We start from the raw sequence: 14,668 nt of genomic DNA on the forward strand, positions 1-14,668 counted from the left end.
CGCGTCGGCGGCCCGAGGCCCGCACGGCCCGCCGGAGACGACGGATGCCGCGGCCCCGAGGGGACCGCGGCATCCGCGTGAGGGATCCGGGATCAGCCGGCGTGCGTCATCGAGAGCAGGTCGAGCTTGGCGTCGAGCTCCTCGAGGGTGATCTCCCCGCGCTCCACGTAGCCGAGGTCGATCACGGCGTCGCGGACGGTGATGCCCTGGGCGACGGCGTGCTTCGCGATCTTCGCCGCGGCCTCGTAGCCGATGACCTTGTTCAGCGGCGTGACGATCGACGGGCTCATGCCCGCGAACGCGGCGGCGCGCTCGACGTTGGCCTGCAGGCCGTCGACGGTCTTGTCGGCGAGCACGCGCACGGCGTTCGAGAGCAGGCGGATCGACTCGAGCAGCGCGGTGCCCATGACGGGGATCGCGACGTTGAGCTCGAACGAGCCGGAGGCGCCGGCCCATGCGACGGTCGCGTCGTTGCCGATCACGCGCGCGCACACCATCAGGGTCGCCTCGGGGATGACCGGGTTGACCTTGCCCGGCATGATCGAGGAGCCCGGCTGCAGGTCGGGGATGTGCAGTTCGCCGAGGCCGGTGTTGGGGCCCGAGCCCATCCAGCGCAGGTCGTTGTTGATCTTGGTCAGCGAGACCGCGATCGTGCGCAGTGCACCCGACGCCTCGACGAGGCCGTCGCGGTTCGCCTGGGCCTCGAAGTGGTCCTTGGCCTCGGTGATCGGCAGCTCGGTCTCGGCGGCGAGCAGGGCGATGACCTTCTGCGGGAAGCCGAGCGGGGTGTTGATGCCGGTGCCGACCGCGGTGCCGCCGAGCGGGACCTCGGCGACGCGGGGGAGGGCCGCCTGCACGCGCTCGATGCCGAGGCGGATCTGGCGGGCGTAGCCGCCGAACTCCTGGCCGAGGGTGACCGGGGTGGCGTCCATGAGGTGGGTGCGGCCGGACTTGACCGCGTCCTTCCACAACTCCGCCTTCGCCTCGAGGGCCACCGCGAGGTGGTCGAGCGAGGGGATGAGGGTGTCGATGAGCGCCTGGGTGACGGCGATGTGCACCGAGGTCGGGAACACGTCATTCGAGGACTGCGAGGCGTTCACGTGGTCGTTCGGGTGCACCGTCGCGCCCAGGATCCGGGTCGCGAGGGTCGCGAGCACTTCGTTCATGTTCATGTTCGAGGAGGTGCCGGATCCGGTCTGGTACGTGTCGACGGGGAACTCGCCGTCGTGCTTGCCCGCGGCGACCTCGTCCGCGGCCTGGGCGATCGCATCGGCGATGGCGCCGTCCAGGGTGCCGAGCTCCTTGTTCGCGAGCGCCGCGGCCTTCTTGATCCGGGCGAGCGCCGCGATCTGCGTCGACTCCAGCCCCTTGCCCGAGATCGGGAAGTTCTCGACGGCGCGCTGCGTCTGGGCTCCGTAGAGCGCGTTCACGGGCACGCGCACCTCGCCCATGGTGTCGTGCTCGATGCGGTACTGCAGCGAGTTCTCGCCGCTCCGCTGGTGTGTGTCGGTCACTGCTGTTCCTCCAGTTGTGCCGGGGTGATGTGGGGGGATGTTCAGGGGAGGTCGCCGAGACCCGCGGTGACGACGGGCACGGCCGTGCCCTCGTTCAGCCGGTAGTTCGCGCCGACGATGCCGAGACGGCCCTCCGTCACGGCCTGGGCGATGAGCTCGGAGGACTGCAGCAGATCGTGCACGGTGTTGCGCAGGTGCTCCTGGCCGACGAGCTCGGGATCGATGTCGGCCACGGTGGATCCGCCCTGCTCGGAGAGCACCTTGCGTGCTGCGGGGACGATCGGCGCCACGAGCTTCCAGATGTGCGGCGGCAGCGGGGCCGCGTCGATGGCGGTGCCGTCGATCGCCGCGCGCACGGCGCCGCAGCTGTCGTGCGCGAGGACGACGATGAGCGGCACACCGAGGACGGCGACCGCGTACTCGAGGCTCGCGACGATCGACTCGCCGATCACCTGACCGGCGTTGCGCACGACGAAGAGGTCGCCGAGGCCCTTGTCGAAGATGATCTCCGCCGCCAGGCGCGAATCGGAGCAGCCGAACAGCGTCGCCATCGGCGCCTGCCCGTCCACGAGTTCGTGACGCTTGCCGACGTCCTGGTTCGGGTGCTGGGGCGTGCCGGCGACGAACCGCCGGTTCCCCTCGCTCATGAGCCGCCAGGCCTCGTCGGGGGTCAGAGTGCTGTTACCGGTCATCGTCCGCTTCCGAGTTCGTCGATCTGGGGGCTGATCTTCGCCACGAGTTCCGCCGTGCCGGCCTTGCCGAGCGCGCCGTAGACCAGGACGTAGTCCTTGCCGACCTGCGTTCCGAGGGCGTAGTTGATGTTCGCCGACTCGTCGGGGCGCGAGATCACGTACTCGTCCCAGGCGCGTCCGCCGATGGTCACGGTGTTCTTCGAAGCCGTGCCGCGCAGCGGCGTGAGCGCCCAGTCGGCGTCGGCGTCGAAGGCCTGCGCGATGTGCGCGTAGCCGCGGGCGTCATCGGCCTGCGGGGCGATGGTGATGTCCCACACGATCGGCTTGCCGTCGACCAGGACGGCCTTGTTCACACGCCAGTTGTTGGGCGGCGTCGGAAGCAGCACGGGGCGGTTCAGACTGCTCTGCGCGTTCCTGGCCGCGGCGGGGAGGTCGACGGCGTTGGTGCCGGTGAAGTCGCCGCGCGGCACGATCAGCACGATGAGCAGCACGACGCCCACGGTGGCGATGAGGGCGGCGATGAGGCCGCGGAAGGTCTGGCTGCCCCGGTAGGCGGCCGACGACGCCGCCTTGCGGTCGGCCGTCTCCTGCGCGGTCTCCGGGCGCCCCAGCTCGGCGACGACGGGCGGCTGTTTCGGTGCGCGGCTCATCGTCCGGCCTCCTCGGACTCGGCGTGCGAGCGCGCGGAGTCGAGGCGGCGCTTCGCACCCAGCAGCCACTCCTCGCAGCGTGCAGCGAGCGCTTCGCCGCGCTCCCACAGCGTGAGCGACTGCTCGAGCGTGGGCGCGCCCTGCTCGAGCTCGGCGACGACGCGGACCAGCTCGTCCCTGGCCTGCTCGAAGCTGAGAGAAGCCGGATCGGCGACGGTCGGCGCAGAGGTCCCTGCGGAGGCGGACGGCTCGTTCGACACAGTCACGCCTCCATCCTACCGGCGTGCGTCGGCGCCACCGGCCGCGTCGGCACCGCCGTCCGCGGCCTCGGCGATCTCGCCCTCCGACACGGCGCGCAGCGAACCGCGGTCGACCGTGAGCGTGAGCACGGTGCCGGAGGGGGCGTCGGCGGCGTCGCGCACGATGCGCCCGTCGTCGCGGTGCGCGATGGCGTACCCGCGGGCGAGGGTCGCCGCGGGCGAGAGCGCGCGCAAGGAGGCGCGCAGCTCTGCGGTACGGCGGGCCGCCGCGTCGACGGTGCGGCCGAGCGCGTCGCGCGACCGTGCGGACAGCAGCCACACCTCCTGTGCGCGGCGCTCGATGAGCGGATCCGGATCCCGCAGCGCCGGACGGGAGCGCAGCTGCTCGAGCTGGGCGATGTCGTGCGCGATGCGCTGGGAGACGCGGGTGGCGGCCCTCGCGCGCAGCTGGGCGACGAGCGCGCGCTGCTCGCCGACGTCGGGCACGACGCGCTTGGCGGCGTCGGTCGGCGTCGAGGCGCGGAGGTCGGCGACGTCGTCGAGCAGTGGGTGGTCGTTCTCGTGTCCGATCGCGCTGACCACGGGGGTCGTCGCGGCGGCGACCGCCCGCACGAGACGCTCGTCGCTGAAGCCGAGAAGGGTCTGCGGGTCACCGCCGCCGCGGGCGATCACGATCACGTCGACCTCCGGATCCGCATCGAGCCGCTTCAGTGCGGCGAGCGTCTCCGGCACGCAGCGGTCGCCCTGCACCGCGGCGTGCACGGTGCGGAAGCGCACCTGAGGCCAACGCAGCTCGGCGTTGCGGTGCACGTCCTTCTCCGCGTCGGAGTTCTCGCCCGTGATCAGCCCGATCATGTGCGGCAGGAACGGCAGCGGCTTCTTGCGGGAGGCGTCGAACAGCCCTTCCTGGCGCAGCTGGGCGCGCAGCCGCTCCAGGCGTTCGAGCTGATCGCCGAGCCCGACGTGCTTCATGGCGGAGACGGCGAAGCTGAAGTCGCCGGCCTTGACGAAGTAGTCCGCCTTGACTGCGGCGACCACGTGGTCGCCGACCGCGAGATCGGCCGGGATCCGCGCGCGCACGCTCGACCAGATCCGGATCGAGATCTGCGCATCGGAGCGGGTGTCCTTGAGCCGGGCGAAGACGTTGCCGGCACGCAGGTTCCAGCTCGTGATCTCGCCCTCGACCCAGACAGTGCCCCACTGGGCCACGAAGTCGCGGATCGTGGCGTTGAGGCGGGCGATGGAGGTCGGCGCGTCCGCGGTCGAGTCGCGGGGGGAGACGGCGTCGGCCGGCGGGGTCTCGCCGGGGGCGGCTTCGAAGACGGTCATCGCATCCTGTCGATCGGGGCGGGTTCAGGATAACGCGGGCTCCCGACGCGGCCCGGCCCGGTACGCAGGGCGGCCCGTCCCGGCCTCCTGCCAGGAGGCGCCGATAGAATCGCGGGGTGAGTTCTCCCGTCGCGCTGCCCGTGCCGCAGATTCCCCGCCGTCGCCCCGAGGGCGCGCGCGAGCCGCTCCAGAACCGCCCGGTCGAGGGCGTCAAGCGCGTGCTGCTCGCCGCGCCCCGCGGCTACTGCGCGGGGGTCGACCGCGCCGTCGTCGCGGTCGAGAAGGCGCTGCAGCGCTACGGTGCGCCCGTGTACGTGCGCAAGCAGATCGTGCACAACATCCACGTCGTGACCGAGCTCGAGGAGCAGGGGGCGATCTTCGTCGACGAGGTGGACGAGATCCCCGAGGGATCCCACGTGGTCTTCAGCGCCCACGGCGTCTCGCCGATGGTGGTCTCCGCCGCGGAGGACCGCCACCTGCACGCGATCGACGCGACCTGCCCTCTGGTGACCAAGGTGCACCGCGAGGCGGTGCGCTTCGCCCGCGACGACTACGAGATCCTGCTCATCGGCCACGACGGCCACGAGGAGGTCGAGGGAACCGCCGGGGAGGCGCCCGACCACGTCACGGTCGTGAACTCGCCGGCCGAGGCCGACACGGTCGAGGTGCGCGACCCCAGCAAGGTGGTGTGGCTGTCGCAGACCACCCTCTCCGTCGACGAGACGATGGAGACCGTCAACCGGCTGCGCACCCGGTTCCCCGAGCTGCAGGATCCGCCCTCCGACGACATCTGCTACGCGACGCAGAACCGGCAGGTCGCGATTAAGAAGGTCGCCAAGGACGCGGATCTCGTGATCGTGGTCGGATCCGCGAACTCGTCCAACAGCGTGCGCCTGGTCGAGGTCGCGCGCGAATACGGCGCCCGGGCCGCCTACCGCGTCGACTACGCCGACGAGGTGCGCCAGGAGTGGCTGGACGGCGTCGCCACCGTCGGGGTGACGAGCGGGGCCTCCGTGCCCGAGGTGCTCGTGCAGGAGGTGCTCGCGGCCCTCGCCGAGGCGGGTTACGGAGACGTCGAGGAGGTGCGCACGGCCGAGGAGGACCTCATGTTCTCCCTCCCCAAGGAGCTGCGCCAGGACATCACGGGCCAGCGCGACGAGCGGGCGCTCGGAGGACGCAGCCGATGACCGGCTCCGGGCCCGCGGAGCAGCCGCGACGGCCGGCTTTCGGCGAGTACGCGACTCCGGAGGAGCAGAGCAGGCGGGCGGGAAGGCCCATGCCGCCGCCCGTCGTGCCCGTTCCGCCGACCGTGCTTCCGGTGGTCCCACCGGCGCAGGACACGGCGGAGCGCCCGGCTCACCCCGTCGACAGGATGGCGTCGATCGCGCTGCTCGCCTACGGGGTCTGGAACGTCATCACGACGGTCATCGCCTACCTCGACCCGTCCTCGCTCATGACCTCGATGATGCGGATGATGGGGATCACCGGCACCTTCTCGAACTACGGACCGGCGCGGACCGCGGGGATCGTCGCGGGTATCGTCCTCATCGTCGGCTGGATCGTGACCGCCGCATGGTCCGTGGCCCGGCTGCGGCGCGGCAAGCTCACGTGGTGGCTCCCGGTGGCCGGCGGCATCGTGTTCGGCATGCTGGCGTCGGTCTGCATCGCGGTGCCCTTCATGACGGATCCGAGCGTCGTCTCGTTCCTGAACGGGCAGCTCCAGAAGTAGCGTCCGCGGACGCCGAAGGTCCGGCCCCCTCGGGGAGCCGGACCAACGACGAGCGGCCCGTCAGTGCGCGTTGCCGTTGTTGAAGTGGTGGTCGCCCTTGTGGTGACCGTTGCCGTGCGCCCCGGGGCCGCGACCTCCGGTGCCGGGCTCGACGTGGTTGGTCTTGGTGTGCACGATGTCGTAGTAGACGCTCGTGTCGGCCGCGTTCGGGAACACCCGGTAGGTGAAGACGTTCTTGTTGAGCTCCACGATCGGGACGACGCGCTCGAACAGCACGGCGCCGTTCGCGTCCTTCGCGGCGATCCACCGCGTGGCGCCGTCAGCGGGCACGTTCCAGTCGCCGTGCATCTTCGGGCTGTCGTCGAGGTTGTACATCGTGAACGTGCCGTCGGCCTTGAAGTACGCCCAGCCCACGAAGTTCTTCACGGCCGGGTCGTCGAGAGCGACGCGGCGGCCCTGGGCGTCGAGCGCGCTCGTGGTCTTCCACGGGGTCGAGGCCAGCGTCTCGAACGGCGTCAGCGCCCGGTGGCCGGAGGCGAACGATGCGGTCGCGGCAGCCGGAGCGGCTGCGGCGGCGACCGTCGGGACGATGGTGACGGCCGCGAGGGCGATCGTCGAGGCGGCGATGAGCTTGCGGGAGAAGGTGATGTTCATGTCTTCCACGCTAGGAATCGGGCCCCGATCGTCGCATCAGCCGATCGGCTACTTCCGGTGCCATCGGGCGGATGATCCCGGAATCGGGCTGCCGGTGCCGTCAGGCGATCCCGCCCCAGACGGCACGTGCGCCGGCCTCGCCCGCCAGGACGACGGTGACGATCGTCCCGATCGCGCACACCGCCGCGATGGTGGTGATCGTCGCGGAGATCGCGGACGCGATGCGGATCCGCCGGATCCGGGCCGTCATCCGCTCCCGCAGGTGAACGGCGACGGCCGCGATCAGGAGGGCGATGCTCCAGGGGATCAGCAGGAGCCCGAGCGCCTCGTGCTGCCGGATCGCGGGCGTGGATCCGACCTTCGCTGCCAGGTCGAGGCCGGCGAGAACGGTCACCGGCACCAGGACCGCGACGAGTGCCGCGGCGATCGGCATCGCCAGGCCCAGACGGCGTCGGGCAGCGGGCCAGATCGCCGTGAGAGCCACGGCGAGCGCCGTCACGGGAGCGAGGATCACCGTGGCGTGCACCAGCAGCGGGTGCAGCGGGAGGCCGAGAAGCGTGAAGGGGCCGGAGGCGAGCAAGGCGGTCATACTGGGAGAACGGCGCGCGGGCGCACCGGGTTCACCGGATCCGATCGGCGCGGATCCGATCCGTCCGCGATGAACCTTTCGTTCCCGGATCTCGTTTCCCCGGTAGGAGGCGACGATGGAGGATGAGGACGAGCGGCTGACCGCGCTCTACGACGTGCACGCCGGGCCGATCCGTCGCTACGTCGTGCACCTGACGGGCAGCAGCTCCTCCGCGGACGACGTCGTGCAGGAGACGCTGCTGCGGGCCTGGCGCACCCCGCGGATCCTGGAGCAGGAGGTCGCGACGACCCGGTCCTGGATGTTCACCGTCGCGCGGCATCTCGTCATCGACGAGGCCCGCAGCGCGCGCCGGCGCCATGAGCATCCCGTCGCCGAGGTGCCGGAGCAGGGCACCGACGACACGACGGATCGCCTGTTCGACGCGATCCTCATCGAGGACGCGCTCGCCGACCTCAGCGCCGAGCATCGCGCCGTGATCGTGGCCGGATACTACGGCGGTCGCAGCGTCGACGAGATCGCACAGGAGCTCGCGATCCCCGCCGGAACGGTGAAGTCGCGCATGCACTATGGACTGCGGGCCCTGCGGCTCGCGCTGCAGGAGAGAGGGGTGATCCGGTGAGCATCGATCCGGACCCGTTCGCCACGTGGGATGCCGCCTATGCGATGGGTGCGCTGTCCGCGCCGGACCGCGCGCGCTACGAGGCGCATCTGGCGGAATGCCCGGACTGCCGTGCCGCCGTGGCCGAGCTCGTGCCGGCGGTGAGCCTGCTGTCGCGCGTGCGCGCCGAGGACGCGGAGCGCATCGGCACGGGCGAACCCGATCCGGTCGCTCCGAAGCTGCTCTCCATCGCGCGTGCACGCCGCCGGCGTCGCCGCCGTGCGCTCTGGACCGGCATCGGCATCGCCGCCGCGCTCGCGATCGCCGTACCCGTCACCGTCGTCGCGATCGCGCCGCGCCCGGCGGTGTCCGTGGCGCTGGAGGCGGAGAGATCCGTTCCGGTGAGCGCCACGGTCTCGCTGACGCCCGTCGCCTGGGGCACGAGGATCGACATGGCGTGCCTGTACGACGCCGGGGCGCCCGATGCCGGGTGGACCTACGTCCTCACCGTCGTGGGCAAGGACGGCACAGCGACCGACCTGTCGACCTGGAAGGTCCAGCCGGGGCGGACGGCGACGCTCTCCGCGGGCACCGCGGCGGCGCTCGACGACATCCGGACGGTCGAGATCCGCACGGCGGCCGGAGACGTCGTGCTGAGCCGGGACATCCGCGGCGGATCCGCGTCGGGGTGAACCGCCACGCGCTCGCCCTCGTTCTTCCCCTGGAGCGCACCGCACGGAGCGCGGTCGAAAGGATGAGGACATGCGCAGAACCTGGGCGATCGGAGCCCTTGCACTGGGATTGCTGCTGGCCGGATGCAGCTCGCCGGCGACGACCGGATCCTCGGCGCCTCCGGCATCGAGCGACGGGTACGGGGGCGGCGGCTACGGCTCCGGGACGAGCAGTACCGCGGCGAGCACGGGCCTGAAGGTCGCGAAGACGTCTCTCGGCGAGGTCGTGGTGACCTCGGCCGGCATGACCGCCTACATGTTCGATAAGGACACCCAGGGCACGCAGGCGAGCGCGTGCACGGGGGCCTGCGTCGGATTGTGGCCGCCCATCCTCGCCACCGGTGGCACGCCCCAGGGAGACGGCATCACCGGCACGCTCGGCACGATCCCGACGCCTGACGGCAAGAAGCAGGTCACGCTCGACGGCTGGCCCCTCTACACCTACTCCGGTGACGCGGCGGCCGGTGACGTGAAGGGCCAGGGCGTGCAGGGCATCTGGTGGGTCGTGGACGCGACGGGCGCGAAGATCGGCGGCTGACCCGCAGACGACGGAAGCGCCGCCGGGACGGATCCCGGCGGCGCTTCCGATGCGGCTGAGGTGCGGTCAGCTCTTCGACTGGCCGTACGAGCCCAGCTGACGGGTCGACTCGATGACGCGCTGGGCCATCGCGGTCTCGGCGACCTTGCCCCAGGCGCGCGGGTCGTAGACCTTCTTGTTGCCGACCTCGCCGTCGACCTTCAGGACGCCGTCGTAGTTGCTGAACATGTAGCCCGCGATCGAGCGGGTGAACGCGTACTGCGTGTCGGTGTCGATGTTCATCTTCACGACGCCGTTCGCGACCGCGAGGGCGATCTCCGCGTCGGTGGAACCGGATCCGCCGTGGAAGACGAGGTCGAGCGGCTTCGCGCCCGTGCCGTACTTCGCGGCGACCTGCGCCTGGATCTCGCCGAGCAGCTCGGGGCGCAGCTTCACGCCGCCGGGCTTGTACACGCCGTGCACGTTGCCGAAGGTGAGCGCGGCGATGTAGCGGCCCTGCTCGCCGAGGCCCAGCGCCTGGACGGCCTGGTCGACGTCGGCGAAGGTGGTGTAGAGCGCCTCGTTCGAGCCCTCGTGCGCGACGCCGTCCTCCTCGCCGCCGACGACGCCGATCTCGACCTCGAGGATCGCGTTGATCGCCTTCATGCGGGGGAGGAGATCCTTGGCGATCTCGATGTTCTCCGCGAGCGGCACGGCCGAGCCGTCCCACATGTGCGACTGGAAGATGGGGTTGCGTCCGGCCCGCACCTCTTCCTCGCTTGCCGCGATGAGGGGCTCGACGAAGCCGGCGAGGGCGTCCTTCGGGCAGTGGTCGGTGTGCAGCGCGACGGTGACGGGGTAGGACTTCGCGACCTCGGTGGCGAACTTGGCGAAGGCCAGCGCGCCCGTGGCGCGGGCCTTGACGGTCTGACCGGCGAAGTAGTCGGCGCCGCCCGTGGTGACCTGGATGATGCCGTCGGAGCCGGCCTCGGTGAGACCCTGCAGCACGGCGTGGATGGTCTGCGAGCTGGAGACGTTGAACGCCGGGTAGGCGAAGCCGCCCGCCTTCGCGCGGTCGAGCATCTCGGCGTACTGATCCGGGGTGGCAACGGGCATGGCTTCTCCTGTGCTGGATGACGGGGGTCGGTGCCACTCTAGCGCCGTAGGATCCGCGTTTCAGAGCGCGTGACCGACGGCCTGGGGAGCCGGATCTTCCGCCTGGTAAAGAAGGGAAGATCTTTCGCTTTCCCGGAGCGGAAAACTGCTGATCCGTACGCTTCGCGGCCCTACGCTGGGGGCCATGGTGCGCCTCACAGCCGATCTCAGCCCCCTCAGCCCCGACCGCAACCTCGCACTGGAACTCGTCCGTGCCACGGAGGCGGCGGCGATCCGTGCCGTCCCCTTCATCGGCCGCGGTGCGAAGGAGGAGGCCGACGGCGCCGCCGTCGACGCCATGCGGGCTTTCCTCGGGACGGTCGACTTCGACGGTCGCGTCGTGATCGGCGAGGGCGAGAAGGACAACGCCCCGATGCTCTTCAACGGCGAGCATGTCGGCAGCGGCGTCGAGTGGGCGCAGCAGTACGACATCGCCGTCGATCCGATCGACGGCACCACCCTCACCGCCGAGGGGCGCCAGAACGCCGTGTCCGTCATCGCGGTGTCCGACCGCGGCACGATGCTCGACGCCTCGAGCGTCTTCTACATGGACAAGCTCGTCACCGGCCCCGCGGGCGTCGGAGTGGTCGACATCCGCCTCCCCGTCGCGGAGAACATCCAGCGTCTCGCCGGCGCCCTGGGCAAGCCGGTCGAGGAGCTCGTCGTCTCGGTGCTGAACCGTCCTCGTCACGAGAAGCTCATCCGGGAGATCCGCGAGGCCGGTGCCGGCACGCGTCTGATGAGCGACGGCGACGTCGCGGGCGGCATCAACGCCGCCCGTCACGGCGCGCGCACCGACATGTGCATCGGCATCGGCGGCAGCCCGGAGGGCATCGTCACCGCCTGCGCGATCAAGGCTCTCGGCGGTCACATCCAGGGCCGGCTGTGGCCCCGCGACGATGATGAGCGCCAGCGCGGCATCGATGCCGGCCTCGACATGGACAAGGTCTACGAGGCCGACGACCTGGTGAGCGGAAACAACACGATCTTCGTCGCCACGGGTGTGACGGACGGGCAGCTCGTCGCCGGCGTGCGCCGCGAGGGCGACTACCTCTACACCGAGAGCGTCGTGCTGCGCAGTGCCTCGGGCACCCTGCGGCGCATCGCCTCGGAGCACCTCGTCTCCAAGTGGCTCTGATCCTCATCCCGCGGCGGCGGGCCGGGTCGCGATAACGACCTGGCCTCAGTCCGGCTGATTCCCTCGGCACCTGGCACAATGGGGGAGGCGCCATCGGCGTGCACGGCGCATTCGGCGCGACGCGGAATGCGGAGCAGGAAGGTGATGAGGATGGCTACGGAGAACATCTATCGCCATGAGACGGTCACCGACACCGGCACGGTGAAGGTCGTCGAGATGGAGGCCGCGCGCCGCCCCGACGTGCTCTTCCGCGTCCGTCGCGAAGAGGGCCACGAGATCAGCGCCTGGTGGATGATCGGCGCGTTCGTGCTCTTCTCCGCGACCGTCGTCTTCCTGCTCAGCGGGGTTCCGGGGAGCGCCTGACCTCCTCCCGGGCTTCGTCCTGCCCGGCCAGTCGCGCACGCAGCTCGCCGAGGTCCGCCTGCATCGCGTCCGCGGTGGCAGACGACGCGGGATCCTCCACCGTCGTGGGTGAGGTCAGCTCCTCCGCGGTGAACCGCCGGGTCGCGCCGGTGACCGGCGAGGGTGCGGCCAGCGCGTCGGCATCGACACCGGGGAACCGCCGGGCGGTCACGAGGACCCGCCCTTCCAGCGACCCCGCGAAGCGGTTGTAGCTCTCTACCGTGCGCTCCAGCGCCCGGCGCAGGTCGTCCGCATGGCCGGCGAGCACGCCGAGCCGGTCGTACAGCTGGGTGCCGAGTTCGAGCAGCACGGCGGCCTCGGCCGACAGCTCCTGCTGCTTCCACGTGTAGGCGACGGTCTTCAGCACGGCCCAGAGATTCACCGGGGTCGCCAGGGCCACGCGCTTGCCGAAGGCGTAGTCGAGCAGGGCCGGATCCTCGTCGAGGGCGGCGGACAGCAGCGACTCGCTGGGCAGGAAGCAGATGACGAACTCGGGGCTCACCTCGAGTCCCGACCAGTACGCCTTCTTGGCGAGTGCGTCCACGTGCGCGCGCACCGCCTTGACATGCTGCTGCATCAGGATCCGGCGCTGCGGATCCTCGGAGCCGAGCGCGCCGGCTGCGAGGAACGCGTCGAGCGGAGCCTTCGCATCGACGGCGATCGAGGCGCCGCCGGCGAGGCGGATCACCATGTCGGGGCGCCCCTGGCCGGCATCGGAGCGGATGGTCGTCTGCAGGTCGAAGTCGACGTGCCGGGTGAGGCCGGCGGCCTCCACGACGCGGCGCAGCTGGGTCTCGCCCCAGACCCCGCGTGCCGAGGTGGAGCGCAGTGCACCGGCCAGGGACTCGGTCGTCGACCGCAGCGCCTCGCCGCTCTCCTCGGTGCGGCGCAGCTGCTCGCTGAGCTGACCGAACTGGGCGTGGCGCTCGCGCTCCAGCACGGTCACCGTCTGCTGCATGCGGTGCAGGCTCTCGCGCACCGGGGCGAGGGCGGTGAGCACCGCGCTCTCCTGCCGGGCGCGCTCGGCCGCGTCGTGCTGCTGAAGGCGAGCGTGCTCGACGGCGTCGCGGTAGAGGTCGTGCTGCCGGTCGCGGTCTTCGCGGACCACCGAGAGCTCGGCATCGGCGCGGGCGAGGTCGGCGGCGCCGCGGCTGCGGCCGAGGAACCAGCCGACGGCCAGGCCGGCGACCGCGGTGAGAGCGGCGATGAGCAGTGCGAGCGCGTCCATGCGTCCATGATGGGCGGGGCCACCGACATCGCCGGGGACGCGCGGTCGCGTGTCAGGCCGCGGCGCGCACCTTCGCCGGGGCGGCCGGGGCGAGAGGGTCTCCGAGGCGGACGCCGATCGTCTCGGCCAGCTGCTGCACGGTGGCGGATCCGGTGCGCTGTGCCGCATCGATCACGATCTGCGCGCACGCGCGGGCGTCGGCGAGCGCGTCGTGATGCGGGAAGGCGCCGAACCCGGCGGCCTCGGCCGCGACCGGGAGCTTGTAGGAGTCGAGGTCGTAGACCTTGCGGGCCACGGCGAGGCTGCACAGCGAACGGTAGGGCGGGCAGTCGTCGCCGGTCGCCTCGCACGCACGTCGGATGACGTTGAGGTCGAACCCGGCGTTGTGCGCGACCAGCACGTCCGCGCCGGCGAACGCGCAGAGCCGATCGAGCTGCTCGCTCCATCCCGGGGCGCCCTGCACCTCGTGCGCGCGGATGCCGTGGATCCGGACGTTCCATTCCTGGAACTCGTCATGCCCGGCCGGCGGGCGAATCAGCCAGCCGGTCTGCGCGACGACGATGCCGTCCCGCACTCGGACCAGACCGACCGAGCATGCCGAGGCCGGGGAGGAGTTCGCCGTCTCGAAGTCGATCGCGGTGAAGTCCAGGGCCACGGATCCACCTTCCGTCGACCATGTGCGCCGACGGGGCAGGCGCGCCGCGGAGGGCGTGATCGGCGGGCGTAGTCTCGGGAGCATGGTGGAACGTGCGACGAGCTTCGGATCCGAGACGGGCAGCTATGAGAAGGGGCGGCCGGAGTATCGGTCGGACGCGGTCGCCTGGCTGCTGGAGCCGCTGGCGGACGGCGACAGGGCGGTGGTCGACATCGGCGCGGGGACCGGCAAGCTCACCCGCGCCGTGCGGGGCCTCTGGGGCACGGGCGTGACGGCCGTGGATCCGGATCCGCAGATGCTCGAGGCCCTGTGCGAGAAGACTCCCGGCGTCGAGGCTGTCACCGGCACGGCGGAAGCGCTGCCGCTGCCGGACGCGAGTGCCGACGCCGCGACCCTCGGGCAGGCCTGGCACTGGGTGGACCCCGTCGCCGCCTCCGCGGAGATCGGCCGCGTCGTGCGCCCCGGTGGCGTGCTCGGGCTCATCTGGAACGTACGGGACGGCCGCACCGAGTGGGTGCGCCGGCTGACCGCGATCATGGGCGGCAGCGCGGCGGAGCAGATGATCGGCGAGAACACCGTGCGGGTCGCGGCGCCCTTCGGAGCGCTGGAGGAGCGGCGCTGGGAGTGGTCGCGCGAGATGACGCGCGCCGAGCTGCATGCGATGGCGAGCTCCCGCAGTGTCATCATCACGTCGTCGCCGGAGGAGAAGGCGCGGATCGCGCAGGCGATGGACGAGCTCTTCGACGAGCTCGGCCTCGTCGAAGGCGGAACGCTGTCGATGCCGTACGTGACCGCGGCCTACCGCGCGATCCGCGGATCGTGAGCGG

18 protein-coding genes are annotated in these 14,668 nt (G+C 71.3%); 8 read left to right on the top strand and 10 right to left on the bottom strand.

Annotated elements, in window-relative coordinates; translation table 11 throughout:
* Positions 1-92 precede the first annotated feature (92 nt).
* From J8G10_RS15350 to xseA, 5 genes are read right to left on the bottom strand one after another with little or no spacing between them, the layout of a single operon-like run.
* Entirely contained in the window at positions 93-1,514 is a 1,422-nt protein-coding gene (locus tag J8G10_RS15350) for an aspartate ammonia-lyase (protein ID WP_292884541.1), read from the bottom strand.
* A gap of 41 nt (positions 1,515-1,555) precedes the next feature.
* The gene (locus tag J8G10_RS15355; RefSeq protein WP_251446837.1) at positions 1,556-2,206 is read right to left on the bottom strand and encodes a carbonic anhydrase; all 651 of its coding nucleotides are present in this window, start codon (positions 2,204-2,206) and stop codon (positions 1,556-1,558) included.
* Complete coding sequence (locus tag J8G10_RS15360) at positions 2,203-2,856, bottom strand: DUF4245 family protein (RefSeq protein ID WP_251446839.1); 654 nt, start codon at positions 2,854-2,856, stop codon at positions 2,203-2,205. Before J8G10_RS15360 ends, J8G10_RS15355 begins: the two co-directional genes overlap by 4 nt.
* Positions 2,853-3,116 (bottom strand): exodeoxyribonuclease VII small subunit, encoded by a 264-nt coding sequence (locus J8G10_RS15365; RefSeq protein ID WP_251447269.1) that lies wholly within the window; start codon positions 3,114-3,116, stop codon positions 2,853-2,855. The genes J8G10_RS15360 and J8G10_RS15365 overlap by 4 nt, the downstream gene beginning before the upstream one ends.
* 15 nt (positions 3,117-3,131) lie before the next feature.
* On the bottom strand, positions 3,132-4,445 hold the full coding sequence (gene xseA, locus J8G10_RS15370) for an exodeoxyribonuclease VII large subunit (RefSeq protein ID WP_251446842.1): 1,314 nt from the start codon (positions 4,443-4,445) through the stop codon (positions 3,132-3,134).
* A gap of 149 nt (positions 4,446-4,594) precedes the next feature.
* On the opposite strand from xseA, the gene J8G10_RS15375 reads away from it, so the two are divergent.
* Positions 4,595-5,632 carry a 4-hydroxy-3-methylbut-2-enyl diphosphate reductase gene (locus tag J8G10_RS15375; protein WP_374208786.1) on the top strand — a complete coding sequence of 346 codons (1,038 nt, stop codon included), beginning with the start codon at positions 4,595-4,597 and terminating at the stop codon, positions 5,630-5,632.
* On the top strand, positions 5,629-6,174 hold the full coding sequence (locus tag J8G10_RS15380) for a DUF6264 family protein (RefSeq protein WP_251446845.1): 546 nt from the start codon (positions 5,629-5,631) through the stop codon (positions 6,172-6,174). Before J8G10_RS15375 ends, J8G10_RS15380 begins: the two co-directional genes overlap by 4 nt.
* Before the next feature lie 60 nt (positions 6,175-6,234).
* On the opposite strand, the gene J8G10_RS15385 is transcribed toward J8G10_RS15380, so the two are convergent.
* The gene (locus J8G10_RS15385) at positions 6,235-6,828 is read right to left on the bottom strand and encodes a DUF4822 domain-containing protein (RefSeq protein WP_251446849.1); all 594 of its coding nucleotides are present in this window, start codon (positions 6,826-6,828) and stop codon (positions 6,235-6,237) included.
* A gap of 100 nt (positions 6,829-6,928) precedes the next feature.
* Positions 6,929-7,417, bottom strand: coding sequence for a DUF2231 domain-containing protein (locus tag J8G10_RS15390; protein WP_251446851.1), 489 nt, complete (start codon positions 7,415-7,417; stop codon positions 6,929-6,931).
* A 115-nt stretch (positions 7,418-7,532) separates the two neighbouring features.
* Here J8G10_RS15390 and J8G10_RS15395 point away from each other — a divergent pair, with 115 nt between their 5' ends.
* The 3 genes from J8G10_RS15395 (at position 7,533) to J8G10_RS15405 (ending at position 9,284) form a co-directional block, all read left to right on the top strand.
* Positions 7,533-8,036, top strand: coding sequence for a sigma-70 family RNA polymerase sigma factor (locus tag J8G10_RS15395; RefSeq protein ID WP_251446852.1), 504 nt, complete (start codon positions 7,533-7,535; stop codon positions 8,034-8,036).
* A complete protein-coding gene (locus J8G10_RS15400; RefSeq protein WP_251446854.1) occupies positions 8,033-8,707 on the top strand; it encodes a zf-HC2 domain-containing protein in 675 nt (224 codons plus the stop codon). Before J8G10_RS15395 ends, J8G10_RS15400 begins: the two co-directional genes overlap by 4 nt.
* A 70-nt stretch (positions 8,708-8,777) precedes the next feature.
* On the top strand, positions 8,778-9,284 hold the full coding sequence (locus tag J8G10_RS15405; RefSeq protein ID WP_251446856.1) for a hypothetical protein: 507 nt from the start codon (positions 8,778-8,780) through the stop codon (positions 9,282-9,284).
* Between the two features lie 66 nt (positions 9,285-9,350).
* Here the strand turns inward: J8G10_RS15405 and fbaA are convergent, their stop codons facing one another.
* Positions 9,351-10,379 carry a class II fructose-bisphosphate aldolase gene (gene fbaA, locus J8G10_RS15410; protein ID WP_251446858.1) on the bottom strand — a complete coding sequence of 343 codons (1,029 nt, stop codon included), beginning with the start codon at positions 10,377-10,379 and terminating at the stop codon, positions 9,351-9,353.
* Positions 10,380-10,563: 184 nt separating this feature from the next.
* On the opposite strand from fbaA, the gene glpX reads away from it, so the two are divergent.
* Both glpX and J8G10_RS15420 read left to right on the top strand, forming a co-directional pair.
* Positions 10,564-11,556, top strand: a complete 993-nt coding sequence (glpX, locus tag J8G10_RS15415; RefSeq protein WP_251446860.1) for a class II fructose-bisphosphatase — start codon at positions 10,564-10,566, stop codon at positions 11,554-11,556.
* A 150-nt stretch (positions 11,557-11,706) separates the two neighbouring features.
* Complete coding sequence (locus J8G10_RS15420; RefSeq protein ID WP_251446862.1) at positions 11,707-11,919, top strand: UDP-N-acetylmuramyl pentapeptide phosphotransferase; 213 nt, start codon at positions 11,707-11,709, stop codon at positions 11,917-11,919.
* Here the strand turns inward: J8G10_RS15420 and J8G10_RS15425 are convergent.
* Complete coding sequence (locus tag J8G10_RS15425) at positions 11,894-13,186, bottom strand: DNA recombination protein RmuC (protein WP_251446865.1); 1,293 nt, start codon at positions 13,184-13,186, stop codon at positions 11,894-11,896. The two genes, J8G10_RS15420 and J8G10_RS15425, sit on opposite strands and share 26 nt — an antisense overlap.
* A 52-nt stretch (positions 13,187-13,238) precedes the next feature.
* Entirely contained in the window at positions 13,239-13,841 is a 603-nt protein-coding gene (locus tag J8G10_RS15430) for a 3'-5' exonuclease (RefSeq protein ID WP_251446868.1), read from the bottom strand.
* Positions 13,842-13,923: 82 nt separating this feature from the next.
* Here J8G10_RS15430 and J8G10_RS15435 point away from each other — a divergent pair, with 82 nt between their 5' ends.
* Positions 13,924-14,664 (top strand): class I SAM-dependent methyltransferase, encoded by a 741-nt coding sequence (locus J8G10_RS15435; protein WP_251446871.1) that lies wholly within the window; start codon positions 13,924-13,926, stop codon positions 14,662-14,664.
* Positions 14,665-14,668 lie beyond the last annotated feature (4 nt).

The organism is Microbacterium sp. USTB-Y (assembly GCF_023703415.1).
Classification (GTDB): Bacteria; Actinomycetota; Actinomycetes; order Actinomycetales; family Microbacteriaceae; genus Microbacterium.